The sequence below is a fragment of the Vreelandella janggokensis genome, assembly GCF_031451615.1.
GTDB classification, from domain to species: Bacteria; Pseudomonadota; Gammaproteobacteria; order Pseudomonadales; family Halomonadaceae; genus Vreelandella; species Vreelandella janggokensis.
In genome coordinates, this window is the sequence record NZ_JARWAJ010000001.1 from 584,297 (window position 1) to 602,595 (window position 18,299).

Consider the following 18,299-nt stretch of genomic DNA (forward strand, 5'->3'; position numbering starts at 1 on the left):
GGCTTATAGTCATGGTTAACCAGTATTAGCTCAGCCAAGAATAGGTCTGGCCACTGGTGTTTTTATTCAATTATTGACGAGGGATCGCGCATGGTTGCGTTGCCAACTATTGCTGTTACCGCTGCTCGTTTTATCAATCTTTATTCTGGTCGATTACGTGAACGCCATGCGCCTCTTGCGATGGCTGGCTGTATGGTCGTTGTGCTGAGTGGCTGTGCGACCAGCGTGCCGCGTGACGATACGCCCGATGATTATTTTGCCCGCTCGATGCCGGGCCTGCCTGACGATTGGAAGACGCAGATGTCGCCCTTCGATGGGCAATACGATGCCTTCGGGAATTGGCAGGCCTCGCCAACCGAGCAGGTGCGCGAGGCACTGCTGGCCCAGCATGAGCAGTGGGTAGGCACGCCATATCGACTTGGTGGCACCAACCAGCGTGGCATCGACTGCTCGGCGCTGGTACGCAACATCTTCCGCGATACCTTTGAGCTGGAGCTGCCACGCTCCACCCGTGGGCAAGTCCATGAGGGACGCCCGATCGACCGCCAGGAATTACAGGCGGGCGATCTGGTGTTCTTCCGCCCGCCGGGAGCGTATAACCATGTAGGCATTTACGTTGGCGACGGGCATTTCCTGCACGCCTCTACCTCGCAGGGGGTAATTATCTCCAGCCTGGATAATGTCTACTGGAAACGCTACTACTGGCAATCGCGGCGGCCGCTGGCGCCGTCACACCTGGCCAAGCTCAAGGACGCGTTGCCGCTCAACGCCTCTCGGTCGATGTAGCGGACCTTTCTCACCGTTGAGCATCACATGATCGAAGCCAACACCCGTGCCTGGTGGCGCGCGACCTTTGCCCTCTGCCTGGGCTCCTTTCTGGTGTTCATCAATCTTTATGCCCCGCAGCCGTTGCTGCCGGGGCTAAAAGAGACCTACGGCGTGTCTACCCTGGTGGTTAGTCTGCTGATGTCGGTATCGACGTTGTCGCTGGCTCTGGCACTGCTGGTATTCGGGCCACTTTCCGACGCGATCGGCCGCGAAAGTATTATGCGCATTACGCTCTTGCTGGCCGGTGGTTGTTCGCTGGCGCTGGCCTTTGCGCCCACTTTTGAAACCCTGTTGGCGCTGCGGTTGGTGCAGGGCTTTGTATTGGGTGGCCTGCCCGCGGTGGCGATCGCCTGGATGGGTGACGAGTTCGATAAACCCGCGCTACTCAGCGCGGTGGGGCTGTACATCGGCGCCAATTCGCTGGGCGGCATCAGCGGGCGTGTGGTCGGTGGCGTGGCGGCGGATATCGGCGGGCCCTCGGCGGCGTTTTTAACTGTGGGTGTGCTGACGCTGGTGGGCTGTGCGGTATTCTGGCGGCTGTTGCCCAACAGTCAGGCGTTTCGTCCGCAGCGCTTTCAGTTGCGCGTCGCACTGGGTGATCTGGCCGGGCACTTGCGCAATCCGGTCCTGCTCGCCGCCTATGCGCTGGGCGGCATCAACTTCCTGATCTTCATCAACCAGTACAGTTATATTACGTTCCGCCTGGCGGAGTCGCCTTATCAATTGGCGGCGAGCAGCCTGGGGCTGGTGTTTCTGACCTACCTGGGCGGTACCGTCGGGTCGACGCTTTCAGGGCGGCTGGCCCAGCGCTTCTCACCGGCGACCTGCATGAGCATGGGCGTGGCGATCCTGATGCTGGGCACGGCGATCACGCTGGCGAATTCCCTTTTGCTGATTATCCTTGGGCTGACCATCAACGCCTTTGGGTTTTTCCTGGCCCATTCGCTGGCCTCAAGCTGGGTGGGTCGCCATGCCCAGGGCGCTCGGGGCAGCGCTTCGGCGTTGTATCTGGTGTTCTACTACGTGGGGGCCAGCCTGGGCGGTTTCTGGCTGGAGCCGTTCTGGCAGTGGGCGGGCTGGCAGGGCGTGGCGCTGGGATCGTGGCTGCTGCTTGGCGTGACGCTGGTTGTGGCGCTGGGGCTCAGGCGCTTTGAGCGCCGTGCCGCGCAGGCGGGCTCAGCCGCCCCTCGCTGAGCGTCAATCGTCTTGGGCAGAGGCGTTCAAGCAGGGCCGCGTCGTGGCTGATGACCAGCACGCCAAGCCGACGCTCATCGGCCACCTGGCGCAGTGCTTGCCAAAGGGCAAGCTGGGTGAGGGGATCGAGCATGCTGGATATTTCATCCGCTATCAGATAGCGCACCCCGGGGGCCAGGGCGCGCAGTACGCAGACGCGCTGCAGTTCGCCGCCGGATAGCGCGCTGGGGTAGCGGTTCAACCAGCCGGGTTCGATCCCGAAGGCTTCACGCAACGCTGTCGAGGGTGTCCAGGCTTCTTCCAGAATGCGCTTGACCCGCCAGCGTGGATTGACCGAAAGCTCCGGCGACTGGGGCAGCCATTGCACGGGTTGCAAGCCGCTTCGTGGCGGCGCTGCGCCGTCCACCTTTATCACTCCCGCCTGGGGTGTGAGATGCCCCGCCAGCAGTTGGCCAAGGGTAGACTTGCCCGCCCCGGAAAGGCCGTTAAGCCCTACCCACTCGCCCGCCTCAAGTGATAGGGACACGTTATCCAGCACGGCCGTCTGGTCGGCAAACGCATGAAGTAAGCGATAGGCGCTAAGCAACGTTCTGGGCCTGTGTGGTTGTGAGCACGCCAAAATGGTTGTCCGGCAGCGCCTGCCACAGCGCCCTGGCGTAGCCGGTGGCCAAGGTGTCACCGTCGCCCCGGAAGGCGCTGGCGCATGCGGTTTCGATACATCGCCCTTGGTTCATGAGGGTGACTTGCTGGGCAATGGGCAGGGCGTGGCGCAGATCGTGGGTAATCAGCAACACTGACTTGCCTTCGAGGGCTAGTGCCGCCAAAGCGTCAAGCACCCGGTTGCGCTGCTGCGGGTCGAGGCCGACGCTGGGTTCGTCGGCGATGATCAACTGCGCGTGGCTCACATGGGCCATGGCGGTGAGTACCCGCCGTGCCATGCCGCCGGACAGTTCATGGGGAAAGGCCTGCCTGCCACGTTCATCCAACTGGTAGTGAGTGAGCGCTTGCCCGGCTGCCTGCCATGCATCAGACCTGGCGTGCCCTGCGCGGCTTGCCGCCCAACTGACCTGACGCTGACTGCGGACCAGAGGGTCGAGTGCATCGAGCGACTGGGGGATCAAGGCCAGTTCACGACCTCTTAGCTGGCGCTGACGCGCAGCGGTAAGCGCCCGGTTCTGGAAGGTCAGGCGGCCGGTTTGGTGTTTGGGCTCGGGCAGCAGACCCAGCAGTGCATGGGCGAGCAGGCTCTTGCCCGCTCCCGAAGCGCCCACCACGGCATGCACCTCGCCGGGGTGAAGCTCGAGTGAAACGTCGCTCAATACCTCGGCCCAGCGGCGTCGCCACCAGCTGGTGTAATACGGCAATTGTAGGGTCAGGTGTTCAATGGACAGCATGTCAACTCTCCTTACAGTGCCTAAAGCGCATGACGCCAGTGGCTGGAAAGGCGCTCAAGACTGAGTACCACCAGCAACAGCCCAAGCCCGGGAAATACCCCGAGCCACCAGGCGCCGCTGCTCAAGTAGCGCATGGCATCAGCGAGCAGAAGCCCAATGGCGGGTTGGCTGGGGTCCAGCCCGACGCCTAAAAAGGTCAGCGCGGCTTCGTGCAAAATGGCGTGGGGAAACAGTAGCAAGGCGCCGACCACACATTGGGGTAGCGCATGGGGCAGATAGTGGTAGGCCATCACAAAGCGTCGTGACTTGCCGAGCGCCCTGGACATGACGATATACGGGGCATGGCGAAGCTGAAGTAGCTCGGCGCGCAGTAATCTCGCCAAGCGAGGCCAATGGGTCACCGCCACGGCAATAATCACCGCCTGGGTCCCGCCGCCGAGCGCAAAGGCAATCAGCAGTAACAGAATCAGGTGTGGCACACTGAGCAACGTATCGATCACCAGGGCGACTAGCGCGTCCCAGCGTGGCCCCAGCATGGCCAGCATGGCCATGCCCAGCGCGATGAGCGTGCCGAACAGCGCTGCCAGGCTGCCGACCCCGATGCTGAGGCTAAGGCCTGCCAGGGTGCGCGCCCATAGGTCGCGGCCCAGCGCATCGGTGCCGAGCCAGTGGTCCAGGCTGGGAGGGGCGAGGCGGGCGTCAAAGTGCATCTGGCCTGGCGTGTCGCCGAGCAGCCAGCGACTGCTGAGTAGCGCGACGAGCAGTATGGCGATGGCGGTACCGATCCAGAACGCATCGCGCCTGGGTTGCGCTCTGCTCATGGCGTCACCTTCTGCAAGCGCGGGTCAATCATCGCGTGGAGAGTATCGGCAAGCAAGTTGCCCACGCTGACGAACAGCGCGGTAAACAGCGCAATGCCCAGCAGCAGCGGCACATCGCTGCGCAGCCCGGCGGCGACCGTTGCCTGGCCCAGGCCGGGGTAGGCAAACACCTGTTCGATGAGTATTGAGCCACCAAACAGCTCCCCCAGCGAGGCCAGTGAAAGCGTCAGCGCGGGGAGGCTGGCATGGCGGATACCGTGCCGCCAGGCGATATCCCAGCGGCTGGCGCCTTGTGCAAAAGCGTGGGTGGCGATGTTGGAGTTCATCAGCGCGAGCATACGCGCGCGGCTGTGCAGGGTAATATTGGCGATGCCGATCAGCGCGAGTGTCGCTACGGGCAGGACCAGATGGTGGAGCCGGGTGGCCAGGCTGACGTCCTGGCTTAGAGTGCCGGTGGGGCCTGCGCAACATACCGGCGTCCAGCCAAGGTAAACCGAAAATAACAGCAGCAGTAACATGGCCAGCCAGAAAGCGGGCGTCGAGGCCGTCAAGTAGGCGTAGGTGCTAATGATTCTATCCAGCAAGCTGCCTTCTTTTGCCCCGGCGATCACCCCGAGGGCAAAGCCAATCAGTGTGGTGAGCAACCAGGCGCTGCCCAGCAACATGATGGAGCGTTGAAAGCGCTGGCCGATGACCTCGCTTACCGGCTGGTTATACACATGGCTAACGCCCAGGTCGCCCTGAAGTAGCTGGCCCAGCCAGTGGCCAAACTGAACCACCGGCGGCTCGTCGAACCCCCAGCGCTCGGCGATCAGGTGGCGCTGTTCCGGGCTTACCTGGGCCATTTGAGGTCCCAGGTAGGCGTCAATCGGGTCAATGGGTGACAGCATTATCAAGCTAAACGACACGACCGCGACGCACACCAGTACCAGCGCAAGGCGCAGCAGACGAGCGGCGGTGATCGCGATCAGTTGCACGTCCAGCGCCAGTCGAGCAGGTTGGCGGTAATCGGCCAACCGTGGCCGTGAGGGGCAATCCCCAGCGTGCCGAGATCAAGGCAGCTGTCGGCGGCGTAGATGTGTTCCAGGTTGACCATCCATGCCCAGGTTGCGTCGCCGCGCACGCCATAGCCGGTTTCGCCGTCCCATTGGGCATTGCGCCAGTGGCGATTGGCCTGTTCGGCGCTGGCGGCTCGCTGGGCGTTGTCGAGGTGATCGTCCACGCTGGGGTTGGTGTAAACGCCGCTGTTGTAAAAGCCGTTGCCGCTATGCGCGCTATGGAACAGGTAATAGATCTCTTGGGGACTGTGGCTGCCAAAGCCCATTACAACGGCGTCCTGATGGATCGCTTTGCGCTGTATCTCATCCCAGTGGCGGGCAGTGGGTTGCATCTCGATGCCCAGGGGGCGGACCATTTGCGCGCTTATTTCGGCCAGCCGTTGCCGGGTGGTGTCGCCTGCGGGATAAGTCAGCCGGAAACGGGCGGTTTGACCGTCTTTTTTGCGCAGGCCGCCGTCGCGCTGCTGCCAACCAGCGTCTTCCAGGCGCTGAATGGCCTGCTCAAGGTCAGGGGCCGCCAGGGTTTCGTCGGGGTCGCTCCATGGCATCCCGTCGGCAGGGCCGAACGCCGGGCGGCCGAAGCCTTCAAGCGCTATGTCCACCAGGGTGTCGCGGTCCAGCGCCAGGTTGATTGCCTGGCGGATGGCAATATCGGCGGTGACATCGTTGCCAATCGGTGCGCCATTGTCGGCGGTTTTGCCTTCATCATGCTGCATGGGAAACAGAATGCCGCGGTTGTCGACGCTTTCCATCACCACGCGCTGCATGTCTGGTGGGATCTCGCCGGCAAGCGCCGGGGGCAGGGTAGCCAGGTCGACGTCGCCTGCGCGTAAGGCGTTAAGGGTGGTATCCTCACCGGTGAACAATAACACTAGCCGCTCAAACGGCGGGGTGGGGCCATAAAAGTATGGGTTACGTTCGACGATCAACTGCTCGCCTTCCTGCCATTCCACCAGCTGATAGGGGCCGGAACCCAGCGGGGCACGGCCGTAGTCATCGTCGTAACCGTTTTCGCGCGCGGCACTGGGGACAATCCCTAAGGTCATCAACTGGTCGATAAAGGTGATGCGCGGCTCGCGCAGGGTGAGAGTGACGGTTTGAGAATCGACGGCCTCGGCGTTTTGCAGCACGCTCAGGTCGGCTCTCCCGCCGGCCTTGGCAGCGGCATTGAAGGTAAAGGCGACATCGTCAGCGGTCAGCCGGGTGCCATCGGCAAAACGTACGTCGTCGCGTAGCGTCAGCGTCCAGGTGAGGCGATCGTCAGAGAGCGACCAGTGGGTGGCGACCTGCGGCTGAGGGGCAAGGTCGATGCCTCGAGCGAGCAGCGTCGACTGAAATAGCGGGTTGCCATACTGCCCCCAGCCAAGTAACGGGTCGAACCCCTGTTCGGGCTCACCGCCGATGGCCATCACAAGTTGGTCTTTGGGTTCGGCGGCATTCGCCAGCGTGACGCAACTTAGCGCCAAGCCGAGTAGAATCGTTCTTGAGTCGAGCGCCATGGCCGTTTCCTGAGGGGGACGGGTATGATGTTTTTTTAATATCATCATACTGGCAGCCGGGGGTCAATTTTTTGGAGGGGGAAACCGATGCAACGCGTAACGGTCACGCTTGATGAAGAGTTGTTGGCAGATGTGGATGCGCTGATCCAGGAACGCGGTTACCAGAACCGTTCCGAGGCGATTCGCGATTTAACCCGTAGCGGGCTTCAGCAGGTACGCGAGGAAGCCGCGCCACAGGCGCCGTGCATGGGCGCACTGGTGTATGTCTATGACCATGCCGCCAGGGAGTTGTCCAAACGGCTGACGCGCCATTCCCACGCCCATCATGAACTCACCCTTTCGACGCTGCACGTCCACCTGAATGAGCAAAGCTGCATGGAAGTCGCGTTGCTCAAGGGTCAAAGCGACCAGTTGAAACAGTTCGCCGCTGAAGTCACCTCGTCACGCAGCGTCCGCCACGGGCGCCTGGTGCTGATTCCTGAAGAATGAGCATAAAAAAGGCGACCGCTTGGGTCGCCTTTTCGCATGTCACGCGTCGGCTGGGAAACAGCCAGGGGGAAGAGCTTAGTGCTGCTCTTCGCCACCTTCGCCGTGTACATGGCCGTGCTCAACTTCTTCTTCGCTGGCTTCGCGTACTTCGGCGATTTCAACGTCAAAGTTGAGGTGCTGACCGGCTAGCGGATGGTTGCCGTCGACAACGACAGTGTCGCCTTCGACTTTCTTCACGGTGACCATCAGTGGGCCGCCTTGGGTCTGCGCCTGGAACTGCATGCCCGGCTCGACGCTTTCAACGCCCTGGAACGCATCGCGCGGAACTTCCTGCATCAGTTGTTCCTGAATCTCGCCGTAACCCTCTTCCGGGGCAACCTGGACGTTCAGCTTTTCGCCAGCCGCGTGTCCTTCCAGCTCTTTTTCCAGGCCAGGAATGATGTTGCCTGAACCATGGAGGTAGGTGAGGGGCTCGCGGCCTTCGGAACTGTCTAGCACTTCACCTGAATCGTTGGTCAGGGTGTAGTGGAACGCGACAACCGAGTTTTGCGCAATTTGCATTAAATAACCTTTCGGTGAGTGCATGTCCCTAACATGGTAACGCGTGAACACAGGATTGTCAGGGGGTAGAGGGGATTTTCTGCCGTCTTGCCTTTATGCAGTATTGCGCCCAGGATTTAGCAGGGCTACCCTAGCCGGACACTTTTTTCGCCGCACCTTCTACGGAGCATGACATGACCATATTTATCATCTGGTTAATCGCCCTTGTGCTGATTGGCTATTTTGTCAATCAGCGCTGGCAAACCGTGAGTGCCGGGTTGGATAAAATGTTGCCCCGGCCATTGAAGACTCATGGCGATAACCGCTGGCTTTGGGTGGGTGCCCTTGCCGTACTGGGGGCGACCACATTGGTGCGTCCGGTGGAGATCCTGCTGGTAGCTATTCTGTTGGGCATCATCGCCGCAGTGGTGTACAAATTGATCGGTTGGGCATCGAGCAAAGCGCCTCACTAAACACCCCAAGCATCAACACAACGAAAAAAAGCCCCGTCAGCGCTGGCGGGGCTTTTTTGTGCAGCGATTAGCTATTTATATCAACTAACCATCAGTAAGGGGCGACGCTTGCATTGGCCCCGTTGCCAATCAGGCGAACTTTCTGGCCCGGCTGGAACTGGCGGTCGGCGCGCTGTACGACCACTACGTCGGTACCGTCTTCCAGGCGGATTTCCATTTCCAGGGCGTCAATGCGATTGGCGCGGTCTTCAGCAGCGGTACCGGCAATAGAACCACCCAGCGCGCCGGCAACGGTGGCCAGTTGACGCCCGGAACCGCCACCGATCTGGTTACCCAGCAGACCGCCGATAATGGCACCGCCACCACCGCCGAGCAGGCCGCCGGTGCGGCTATCCGCCTGAATTTGTACCGGGCGCACCGCGGCAATGGTGCCAATCCTTACATTTTGCGTGGTCTTGGCCTGGTTACCGCTATATACATCGCCCGAGTAGCCCGCTGTGTTGGCGCAGCCAGCAAGCGTGAGAACGCTGAGAGCGGCGATAGGGAGTAAACGTTTCATGGACACCTCCGGGTGGTTGTCTTAGTGATCCCGTCTGCAACGAGAACTTTCGACCATATTATAGAACAGCGTTCGTTAACAACATACCTAAAAATGCTGATGTTGATAAGCGGTCGTTTGAAATGCTGACTATGTAAAGTAGTAATATAAGACAATGATGCAAGCTAATAGTGCAAAATGATTATGAAAAACAGTGTAGTGGTTGATTAAGAAAAGAGTGTGCAAAGCATGCAGGTGGGTATAAAAAAGCCCGGAAAGTGGAAATCTTTCCAGGCTTTGGGTCACTAGATTAGCGCCTGGCGGCCGGTGTCAGCCGAACTGGTTCATGGTGTTGTCTTTGCCGCCTGCTTTCAGCGCGGCTTCACCCTGGAAGAACTCCTTGTGGTCATCGCCGATGTTGGAGCCTGCCATGTCCTGGTGCTTGACGGTGGCAATGCCCTGGCGGATTTCTTCGCGCTGGACTTTCTTGACGTAGGCCAGCATGCCGTCGTCGCCAAAGTAGCCCTTGGCCAGGTTGTCGGTGGACAGCGCCGCCGTATGGTAGGTGGGCAGGGTGATCAGGTGATGGAAGATACCCGCCTCGCGTGCGCTGTCGCGCTGGAAGTTACGTGTCCACTCGTCGGCCAGTTGGCCAAGTTCGGTGTTGTCGTACTCGATACCCATCAGCTTATCGCGCTCGTAGGCCGAGACGTCCTTGCCTTCTTTTTCCCAGGCATCGAATACTTGCTGACGGAAGTTGAGTGTCCAGTTGAACGACGGTGAGTTGTTGTAGACCAGCTTGGCATCCGGGCAGACTTCGCGGATACGATTGACCATGGCGGCGATCTGGCCGACGTGGGGTTTTTCGGTCTCGATCCACAGCAGGTCAGCGCCGTTTTGCAGGCTGGTGATGCAGTCGAGCACCACGCGGTCTTCACCGGTACCCGGTTTGAACTGGTAGAGGCCGGAGGCGAGCCGCTTGGGCTTGACCAACTTGCCGTTCTGCTTGATGACCACGTCGCCATTGTTGATGTCGCTGGCGTTTTCGATCACGTCGCCGTCGAGGAAACTGTTGTACTGGTCGCCCAGATCGCCCGGCTCGGTGGTCACGGCGATCTTCTGGGTTAGCCCCGCCCCCAGCGAGTCGGTACGTGCCACGATCACGCCATCATCAACCCCCAGTTCCAGGAAGGCGTAGCGTACGGCGTTGATTTTGGCGATAAAGTCTTCATGGGGTACGGTGACCTTGCCGTCCTGGTGGCCGCACTGCTTCTCGTCGGATACCTGGTTTTCCAACTGGATACAGCAGGCACCCGCTTCGATGAATTTCTTGGCCAGCAGGTAAGTGGCTTCCGCGTTACCAAAACCGGCGTCGATGTCAGCGATGATCGGCACCACGTGGGTTTCGTGGTTGTCGATCTGGCTGATCAGTTCCTGCTCCTTGGACTTGTCGCCAGCCTCTTTGGCGTCGTCCAGGGCGCGGAACAGGTGGTTAAGCTCCCACGCATCGGCCTGCTTGAGAAAAGTGTAGAGCTCTTCGATCAGGTTGGCGACCGAGGTCTTTTCATGCATGGACTGGTCAGGCAGCGGGCCAAACTCTGAACGCAGCGCGGCGACCATCCAGCCTGACAGGTAGAGGTAGCTGCGCTTGGTGGTGCCGAAATGCTTTTTGATGGACAGCATTTTCTGCTGGCCGATAAAGCCGTGCCAGCAACCCAGTGACTGAGTGTACTTGCTGGTGTCGGCATCGTAGGCGGCCATGTCGTCGCGCATGATCTTGGCGGTATACCGGGCGATATCCAGACCGGTGTGGAAGCGGTTCTGGGCACGCATACGCGCGGCGTATTCGGGTTTGATGTTATCCCACTTGCCGCCTTGTGCTTCGCGTAGTTGGGCCAGTGCCTTGATCTCTTCGAGAAGTCCAGTCATGAGCTAATCCCTCCGGGGTTATGATGGCGATGCGCATGTAAGCAGTGTCTTATGCTGCACCTGCGAAGTCGCTTTCAGCATCGTTCAATTCGCTTGGCGTGTCTTTAAGAAATAAGTCTCTTAATAGAACGTCGTAAGCGGGTTTTCCGGGCAGTCCTTGCGGCACTGCAGTAAAGACACTATCCCTGAAGGGGCGGAGGGCAACAATTGACACTTGGGGGCAGGCAGCGTTGTAGCTTGACTACAGCCTGGCGACAACGCTGGGGTCTGTGTAGTGGAATTTCGTGATTAGCGGGAAAGCGGGGTCGTCACCGGTAAGCTTTTAAGGCAAAAGCATTGCTCATCCATTATGAATATCAAAAGATTATGTTAATGGAAGATTTTTCATTAAGCCCGAAGGAAGGCCCGCTGTTTGCGACCAGGCGAACAACTCCTCTGCAGGCATGGGCTTTGCTACGCCATAACCCTGCACAACGTCGCAGCCTATAAGCTTCAGCTTGTCGATATGGGCGCAGCTTTCAACGCCTTCGGCCACCACGCCTTTGCCGAAACGTTTTGCCAGATAGGTGACGCTTTCAACAATGGCAAGATCCTGGGCGCTTTCGAGCATTGTCATTACGAATGACCTATCGATCTTCACCAGATCAACGGGCAGGTTGCGAAGATAGGATAGTGACGAGTACCCGGTACCGAAGTCGTCTAACGCCACTTGCAAACCGATTTCACGCAAGCGATTGAGCATACTTGTCGCAGCCGATAAATCGTCCAGTGCTACCGACTCCAGTACTTCAATACAGATAAACTGAGGTGCCAGGCTGGGGTGTGCTGTCAATGCTTGTAAGAGAGTTTTATAGAAACTTTCACGGACTATCGACTGTGGAGTGGCGTTGATACTGACGCTGATCATCAGTCCGTCTGCGTGCCATTTCGAGAGCTGGTCAAGCGCGGCATTGAGTACCCAGGTATCAAGTGCGAGCTCAATCTCGGTACCGCTAATCTGAGGCAAAAACTGGTCGGGCATTACAAGACCGCGTTTGGGATGGTGCCACCGAATCAACGCTTCAGCACCAAGAAGCCGTTGCGATTGCGTGTCGACTTGCGGCTGGAAATGCAACTCGAATTCCCCCGCTTTGATGGCATGCGTAATATCTTCTCGCACGGCCTGCTGATCTTTCAGCTTTTGCTCATGGTCAGGATCAAAAAAAGCGAAAGTATTACCACCCTGCAGTTTTGCTTGATACATGGCCTGATCAGCATGGCGTAACAAGGTGTCTGGGTCGGCATTATCGAGCGGAAACAATGTAACCCCCATGCTTGCTTTTATCACCAGCGGGGTGGCAGTGAAGCCTTCCAGCAAAAAGCTTTCCGTCATTTGCTGCAATTGGTCGTCGCCGCTATCAACATCATGGAGCAGTAGTGCAAATTCATCGCCACCTATGCGGGCTACATCGCCTTGTGTACCGACCCTTTCGCGTAGTTTTTCTGCGATGGCTATTAGCACGTTATCAGCTGCCCGGTGGCCTAGCTGCCTGTTCAGTTGTTGGAAGTTATCAAGGTCTAGTACGCAAACAGCAAATGTGGTCTGGGGGCTGGCCTCTGATATGGCTTCGCGAATTCGGCGGAGCATCTGATGCCGGTTAGGTAACAGCGTCAGTGCATCAAAATGGCTTGCAAGGTGAAGTTCCTCTGCATGTTTTTTAAGCCGGGTAAGGTCAGAAAAAATGGCAACGTGATGGGTGATATCGCCCTTGCCATCGCGTAGCAAGAATAGTGATAAAAGCTCGGGGAGTAATTCGCCATCCTTGCGTCGGTTGACCAACTCCCCCCGCCATTTTCCCTGCTCAACCAGCGATTGCCACATATCACGATAGAATGCGCGCGTGTGCCGCCCAGAAGAAAGAAAATTCGGGTTATGGTGTAGAACTTCACGTCGCGTATAACCTGTTATTCTTTCGAAGGCGGCATTAACATCGATGATCCGGTTACATCGATCGGTGATCATGATGGCATTTTGGCTTTCAGAAAAAATTAATTCGGCAAGCTGTTCGTTTTTGGCTAGTTGACGGATGCCTTGAAATGTATCTTCCAGGATGATCGATGATGTCGAGTAGCTCTCTGCTTGGTTGGGTATCTTCATTGATTATTTCTTGGCGTTTCCATTCTGATGCTTTGCGTTTAGACGGTGCCGGCAGTTTTGCGTTTTGCGGCATCGTTTCTTCAAGCGTGTATTCCGCTTGGCTGACAAGGAGCTCAATGCACGTAAAATTTACATTTATTTCAATGTTTTAGTTTATCTAAGTCCGAAGTCGTCGACGAACAAATTTGAATCATGATCTCTATCGACCATTTGGCAAGTTTGTTTAGGAAAATAGAAAAATGGTGACCATCGCGTCATATGATCAGCCTACTGACAACAGTCATTTCTTCAACGCCTTGCTCTTTCTCTCAGAGCACCGAATAGAAAACTTGCTGTGAGCGGCTCAACTTAGCTGACTTTGCAGCGGCCCGCGCTTGGGGCCGCAAAGGGGGGAGTCAGTAATCAATCACGCGGTAAACGGCAATCAGTCATTAATTGTCGTCGAAGGTCAGCGTCATCTCGCGGTGAGGGATACCGGCATCCATGAAGGTCTCGCCATGGGCGACGAAGCCGAGCCGTTCGTAAAAGGCCAGCGCATGGAGCTGTGAGCTCAGTGCGACTTGAGGGTGGCCGACACGCTGGGCGGTGGCGATAGCGGCGGCCATCAACTGGCCACCGATGCCGGTTCCGCGTGCTTCGGCAAGCACCGCCACGCGGCCAATATGGCCATCAGGCAGGAGTCGTGCAGTGCCCACCGGGTTGCCGTCCAGATAGGCCAGGAAATGATGGCAGGCGGGGTCCTGGCCGTCCCATTCCTCGTCCTGGGGCACCTGTTGCTCGTCAATGAACACCACGCGTCGAATGAGGCTTGCGATGTCGCCCAAGGCTTGCCAGTCGCCTTCCTGAACGGTGACCGGTAGGCTGTCGCGGGGCATGCTATTCCTCGTCGTCATCGTCGTCCTGCAGCCAGCTCAGGCTGCCCGCTTTGACAAGCTGGGTGATGAGCGCTTTGGCACCTGGTAGTTCCAGCACGTCTTCATGCAGCGGTGCCGTTGACGCCAGCCGCTGAGCAAGCGCTTCTGTGCAGGTGTAGCCTTCACCGTCGACGAACAGCGTGGTGGTGCCATTCTCGGTGCGCCAGGCAAAGCGCGAGCCAGGCATATGATAGAGTGGACCATCTTCCTGTAGCTGAGCGACAAGACTTGATTCGTCCATCGGCGTATCCAACGGGACCACTTGGTCGACGTACTTGGGCTGGGTCATTGCACGGCCGAACCACTGAGCGATTTGCTGGGGATTATCCAGTGTCGACAGGATCAGTTGGCGCATGCGCTCCACCGAGACATCGTCCAGCTCGCCACTGTGGGTCGCAGGGGCCCGACCGGCGTCGCTGTAGCGCAGCGAGGCGGGTAGCTGTTCGCCCCGGTAATCGGCGTAGGAGGTGACCGCTTCATCCGCCGATGGCGCCCTGAAACCCACCGACATGGTGATGCAGTCGTCGGTCTGGCTAACCCCGTGGTGAGCCCAGCCCGGCGGCAAGTAAAGCATGTCGCCGGGCTCCAGTACCCAGTCGGAGTCTTCTTCAATCTCGAAGGTTTCCAGAATGCGTAGGTCAATGCCCTGCACAATCGGCGCGTCATCACTGGTCGGGCCGCCCAGTTGCCAACGGCGCTGGCCACTGGCTTGAAACAGGAAAACGTCGTACTGGTCGACGTGGGGACCGACGCTGCCGCCGGGCGGCGCGTAGCTGACCATGATGTCGTCCAAACGCCAGCGGGGCAGAAAGTCGAACTCATCCAGCAGGGCAGCCACCGAGGGCAGGTAGTGATCCACGGCCTGTACCAGCAGGCTCCAGTTGCGCTCCGGCAGCCGCTCGAAGGTGGCTTCGTCGAAAGGCCCGTGGGACACCTGCCATGCGCCGTCCGGGCCTTTTTCTTCTACCAGACGGGCTTCGATGCCCGGCTCGCAGGCAAGCCCTGCCAGCTCATCGGGTTCGATGGGGCTGATGTAGTCGGGTATCGCCCCGCGAATCAATAGCGGCTTTTGTTGCCAGTAGCTCGCCAGAAATTCCGCCGGGGTCAAATCGCCGAGCAGGGTCAGTGGCTTATCAGAAGGTTGCATGGTGGTATCCTAAACGAACGTGGCAGTAGAGCCGTGGTTCCAACCTAATCAGGGTAGACCTTAACTAGAGTAAAACTTAATTATAGTGCATCAAGCCGTTGGCGAATTGCTTCGGCCTGGGCTTTTGCATCGCCGATGTAGGTGGCGGGTGACATCGCCTTCAGTTCGGCTTTGGCGTCGTCGGGTAGCGCAAGCGTGTCAATGAAGGCGGCAAAGCCTGCCTGATCGATGCGTTTGCCTCGGGTCAGTTCCTTGAGTTTCTCGTAGGGCTTTTCAATCCCGAAGCGACGCATGACGGTTTGAATCGGCTCGGCGAGCACTTCCCAGCTGTTGTCCAGATCCTGAGTCAAACGCTCCGGGTTGGCTTCCAGCTTGCTGATGCCCTTGAGGCTGGCGTGGTAGCCAATCAAGCCATAAGCCAGGCCAACACCCAGGTTGCGCAATACGGTGGAGTCGGTCAAATCGCGCTGCCAGCGCGAGATCGGCAGCTTTTGCGCCAGGTGGCCGAGCACGGCATTGGCCAGGCCAAGGTTGCCTTCAGAGTTCTCAAAGTCGATGGGGTTGACCTTGTGGGGCATGGTCGACGAGCCAATTTCGCCTTCCACGGTGCGCTGTTTGAAGTAGCCCAGCGAGATATAGCCCCAGACGTCGCGGTCGAAGTCGATCAGGATGGTATTGAAGCGGCATATGGCATCGAACAGCTCGGCGATGTAGTCGTGGGGTTCGATCTGGGTGGTGTAGGGGTTGAAGCTCAGCCCCAGGCCTTCCACGAAGGTACGCGCGTTGGCTTCCCAGTCGATCTCGGGGTAGGTCGCCAGATGGGCGTTGTAGTTGCCTACCGCGCCATTGATTTTACCCAGGATCTCGACGCCTTCTACCTGCTTGAGCTGGCGCTTGAGGCGGTAGGCCACGTTGGCCATTTCCTTGCCAAGCGTTGTGGGGCTGGCCGTTTGCCCGTGGGTGCGCGACAGCATCGGCTGCCCGGCATGGGCAATGGCCAGTGCGGCGATGTCGTCGGCCACGTTATGCATGACCGGCAGCAGTGCCTGGAGGCCATCGGCCAGCATCACGCCGTAGGAAAGGTTGTTGATATCTTCGGAGGTGCAGGCAAAGTGAATGAACTCGGTGACCGCATGCAGCTCGCTGTTGCCGGTAATCTTCTCCTTGAGAAAATATTCCACCGCCTTGACGTCGTGGTTGGTCGTACGCTCGATATCCTTGATGCGCTCGGCGTCGGCCACGGAAAAATCACGGATCAAGGCTTCAAGAAACGCCGTTGCCTGGGCGGAAAGCGGCGGCACCTCGACGATCTGGTTATGCTCGGCGAGCCGCTGCAGCCAGCGAACTTCCACAATGACACGGGCGCGAATCAGGCCGAATTCGCTGAAATGTTCGCGCAGGGCGGCGGCTTTACTGGCGTAGCGGCCGTCAACGGGGGAGAGTGCAGTCAAGGCAGAAAGTTGCATGGCTTGGTTTCCAGAGGTGAAAGCAGTTAAGCGTAAAAGGCGTTATTTCAAGTCATCCAGCGCGCGACGCAGGGCCTTGCGCTGGAACATCAGTTTCCAGCGGCGACCGCCTTGCTGGTGCCACAGCAGCGCGAAGCGAATACCGGCCATCAAGCAGGCACGTACGCGCTCGGGCATCATACGGGTCTGCAGCAGCGACGGGTCGCCCTGAACGACAATGCGGGTTTTAAATGTCGAGATGGTTTCCTGATAGGCTTCGCCCAGGCTGGCGACCACGTTTTCATGGGTGGCGCCGAAGTGTTCCGCCTGGTCCTGAATATGGTTCATTTTTTGCCCCAGGGTATCCATCATCTTGCGGTTGGTGCGCAGCTTGTTCATGAGCAATAGCAGTGAGAAGCCATAGCGCAGTACCACCGGGTTGGCCTGTTCCCGGCCGACCAGCATCTCGAGGGTGTCGAGCCCCTGGCGCAGGTTGTTGGGGTGGCCGCCGTAGATCGCCTCAAAGCTTTCCGGGTTGGGGTTGCTGGTGGCTTCGATCAGCGTTTCCCAGGCGCGCGTTTCAACCTGGCCGGTGCGGGCCAGTTCGTCCACCAGACTGGCGGCCTGAAAGACCCCCGCTAGCGCAAGGGCTTGGCGCGCGGTCGGGTTTTCCGGCGCGCGGTGTATCGGCGTTGGGTTCATGCGGCTGCCTCGGTTGCCTTCCATGTGGAGTGAATCACGCCGCCGCCCAGGCAGATATCGCCGTCGTAAAGAACCAGCGACTGGCCTGGGGTAACGGCGCGTTGAGGCTCATCGAAATGCACCTCGACACTGCCATCGGGCCTGGTGATGATATCGCAGCCGCGGTCGCTCTGGCGGTAGCGGGTTTTGGCCTTGAAACGTCCCTGGGTCACCGGTGGCTCACCGGCGACCCAGTCCATCGCCTCGGTGACCAGGGCATCGCTGTAGAGCAGCGAGTGGTGCTTGCCTTGCACGGCCACCAGCACGTTGCGATCCAGGTCTTTTTCAGCGACATACCACGGGTCTTCAGAGTAGTTGGCCAGGCCGCCGATACCCAGCCCCTGACGTTGGCCCAGGGTGTAGTACATCAACCCCATGTGCTCGCCAATCACGTCGCCGTCGGGGGTTTCGATGGTGCCGGGCTGGGCAGGCAGGTACTGCTTCAGGAAATCACTGAAGCGCCGTTCGCCGATAAAGCAGATGCCTGTGGAGTCTTTCTTCTTGGCAGTCACCAGGTCGTGCTGCTCGGCCAGCGCGCGAACGGCGGGCTTCTCGAGCTCACCTACCGGAAACAGCGTGCGGGCGATGGCGGCTTCAGGCACGGCGTGCAGGAAGTAGCTCTGGTCCTTGTTGGCGTCCAGGCCTTTCAGCAGGCGCGGGCGACCTTCTCGTACCCCTTGACGAACGTAATGACCGGTGGCGATTTTGTCCGCGCCAAGCATCTCTGCGTATTCGAGAAAGACCTTGAACTTGATTTCCCGGTTGCAAAGGATGTCCGGATTGGGCGTGCGGCCCGCTTTGTACTCGGCCAGAAAGTGCTCGAAAACGTTATCCCAGTATTCGGCGGCAAAGTTGGCCGTGTGCAGCTTGATGCCCAGCTTCTCGCACACCGCCTCGGCGTCAGCGAGGTCTTCCTTCGCCGTGCAGTACTCCGTGCCGTCGTCTTCGTCCCAATTCTTCATGAACAGGCCTTCGACCTCGTAGCCTTGTTGCAACAGCAGCAAGGCTGAGACGGAGGAGTCAACGCCGCCGGACATGCCGACAATCACCTTGCCGGTGGGAGGTGTATCGGGCGTGCTTTTAGGCATCGTGGTGCCAGTGATGGATGTCATCGCCATCCTCGGTTGAGTGTGCAATCAGGCGGTGATTATA

18 protein-coding genes are annotated in these 18,299 nt (G+C 58.9%); 4 read left to right on the forward strand and 14 right to left on the reverse strand.

Going from position 1 to position 18,299, the window contains the following annotated elements; all coding sequences use genetic code 11:
• The first annotated feature begins 90 nt into the window (after positions 1 to 90).
• Positions 91 to 786, forward strand: coding sequence for a C40 family peptidase (locus tag QC816_RS02700; protein WP_199283688.1), 696 nt, complete (start codon positions 91 to 93; stop codon positions 784 to 786).
• A gap of 27 nt (positions 787 to 813) precedes the next feature.
• Complete coding sequence (locus tag QC816_RS02705; RefSeq protein WP_085917748.1) at positions 814 to 2,022, forward strand: MFS transporter; 1,209 nt, start codon at positions 814 to 816, stop codon at positions 2,020 to 2,022.
• On the opposite strand, the gene QC816_RS02710 is transcribed toward QC816_RS02705, so the two are convergent.
• Genes QC816_RS02710 through QC816_RS02730 form a run of 5 tightly spaced genes read right to left on the reverse strand, consistent with a single transcriptional unit; the run spans position 1,970 to position 6,794 of the window.
• The gene (locus QC816_RS02710) at positions 1,970 to 2,608 is read right to left on the reverse strand and encodes an ABC transporter ATP-binding protein (RefSeq protein WP_309780871.1); all 639 of its coding nucleotides are present in this window, start codon (positions 2,606 to 2,608) and stop codon (positions 1,970 to 1,972) included. The genes QC816_RS02705 and QC816_RS02710 overlap by 53 nt on opposite strands.
• The gene (locus QC816_RS02715; RefSeq protein ID WP_085917750.1) at positions 2,601 to 3,416 is read right to left on the reverse strand and encodes an ATP-binding cassette domain-containing protein; all 816 of its coding nucleotides are present in this window, start codon (positions 3,414 to 3,416) and stop codon (positions 2,601 to 2,603) included. Before QC816_RS02715 ends, QC816_RS02710 begins: the two co-directional genes overlap by 8 nt.
• 20 nt (positions 3,417 to 3,436) lie before the next feature.
• Positions 3,437 to 4,237 carry an ABC transporter permease gene (locus QC816_RS02720; protein ID WP_199283685.1) on the reverse strand — a complete coding sequence of 267 codons (801 nt, stop codon included), beginning with the start codon at positions 4,235 to 4,237 and terminating at the stop codon, positions 3,437 to 3,439.
• Positions 4,234 to 5,214 (reverse strand): ABC transporter permease, encoded by a 981-nt coding sequence (locus tag QC816_RS02725; protein ID WP_199283684.1) that lies wholly within the window; start codon positions 5,212 to 5,214, stop codon positions 4,234 to 4,236. The genes QC816_RS02720 and QC816_RS02725 overlap by 4 nt, the downstream gene beginning before the upstream one ends.
• Complete coding sequence (locus QC816_RS02730; RefSeq protein WP_309780875.1) at positions 5,205 to 6,794, reverse strand: ABC transporter substrate-binding protein; 1,590 nt, start codon at positions 6,792 to 6,794, stop codon at positions 5,205 to 5,207. The genes QC816_RS02725 and QC816_RS02730 overlap by 10 nt, the downstream gene beginning before the upstream one ends.
• Before the next feature lie 87 nt (positions 6,795 to 6,881).
• Here QC816_RS02730 and nikR point away from each other — a divergent pair, with 87 nt between their 5' ends.
• On the forward strand, positions 6,882 to 7,283 hold the full coding sequence (gene nikR / locus QC816_RS02735; protein ID WP_309780878.1) for a nickel-responsive transcriptional regulator NikR: 402 nt from the start codon (positions 6,882 to 6,884) through the stop codon (positions 7,281 to 7,283).
• A 75-nt stretch (positions 7,284 to 7,358) separates the two neighbouring features.
• Here the strand turns inward: nikR and QC816_RS02740 are convergent, their stop codons facing one another.
• Entirely contained in the window at positions 7,359 to 7,844 is a 486-nt protein-coding gene (locus QC816_RS02740; RefSeq protein ID WP_085917753.1) for an FKBP-type peptidyl-prolyl cis-trans isomerase, read from the reverse strand.
• A 173-nt stretch (positions 7,845 to 8,017) separates the two neighbouring features.
• Here QC816_RS02740 and QC816_RS02745 point away from each other — a divergent pair, with 173 nt between their 5' ends.
• On the forward strand, positions 8,018 to 8,296 hold the full coding sequence (locus tag QC816_RS02745; RefSeq protein WP_085917754.1) for a hypothetical protein: 279 nt from the start codon (positions 8,018 to 8,020) through the stop codon (positions 8,294 to 8,296).
• Between the two features lie 91 nt (positions 8,297 to 8,387).
• On the opposite strand, the gene QC816_RS02750 is transcribed toward QC816_RS02745, so the two are convergent.
• The 8 genes from QC816_RS02750 to mnmA all read right to left on the reverse strand — a co-directional run bounded on the left by QC816_RS02750 (position 8,388) and on the right by mnmA (position 18,259).
• Positions 8,388 to 8,855 carry an outer membrane lipoprotein gene (locus QC816_RS02750; protein ID WP_066318047.1) on the reverse strand — a complete coding sequence of 156 codons (468 nt, stop codon included), beginning with the start codon at positions 8,853 to 8,855 and terminating at the stop codon, positions 8,388 to 8,390.
• Positions 8,856 to 9,164: 309 nt separating this feature from the next.
• Positions 9,165 to 10,763, reverse strand: a complete 1,599-nt coding sequence (locus QC816_RS02755; protein WP_085917755.1) for an isocitrate lyase — start codon at positions 10,761 to 10,763, stop codon at positions 9,165 to 9,167.
• A 364-nt stretch (positions 10,764 to 11,127) separates the two neighbouring features.
• Positions 11,128 to 12,900: a putative bifunctional diguanylate cyclase/phosphodiesterase gene (locus QC816_RS02760; RefSeq protein WP_309780882.1), complete on the reverse strand. Its 1,773-nt coding sequence runs from the start codon at positions 12,898 to 12,900 to the stop codon at positions 11,128 to 11,130.
• A gap of 431 nt (positions 12,901 to 13,331) precedes the next feature.
• Entirely contained in the window at positions 13,332 to 13,775 is a 444-nt protein-coding gene (locus QC816_RS02765) for a GNAT family N-acetyltransferase (RefSeq protein ID WP_309780883.1), read from the reverse strand.
• Between the two features lies 1 nt (position 13,776).
• Positions 13,777 to 14,961, reverse strand: coding sequence for a JmjC domain-containing protein (locus tag QC816_RS02770; protein ID WP_309780885.1), 1,185 nt, complete (start codon positions 14,959 to 14,961; stop codon positions 13,777 to 13,779).
• A gap of 80 nt (positions 14,962 to 15,041) precedes the next feature.
• The gene (purB, locus tag QC816_RS02775) at positions 15,042 to 16,427 is read right to left on the reverse strand and encodes an adenylosuccinate lyase (protein WP_264823424.1); all 1,386 of its coding nucleotides are present in this window, start codon (positions 16,425 to 16,427) and stop codon (positions 15,042 to 15,044) included.
• Positions 16,428 to 16,469: 42 nt separating this feature from the next.
• Positions 16,470 to 17,108, reverse strand: coding sequence for a high frequency lysogenization protein HflD (hflD, locus tag QC816_RS02780; RefSeq protein ID WP_199283678.1), 639 nt, complete (start codon positions 17,106 to 17,108; stop codon positions 16,470 to 16,472).
• Positions 17,105 to 18,259 (reverse strand): tRNA 2-thiouridine(34) synthase MnmA, encoded by a 1,155-nt coding sequence (gene mnmA, locus QC816_RS02785; RefSeq protein ID WP_199283677.1) that lies wholly within the window; start codon positions 18,257 to 18,259, stop codon positions 17,105 to 17,107. The genes hflD and mnmA overlap by 4 nt, the downstream gene beginning before the upstream one ends.
• Positions 18,260 to 18,299 lie beyond the last annotated feature (40 nt).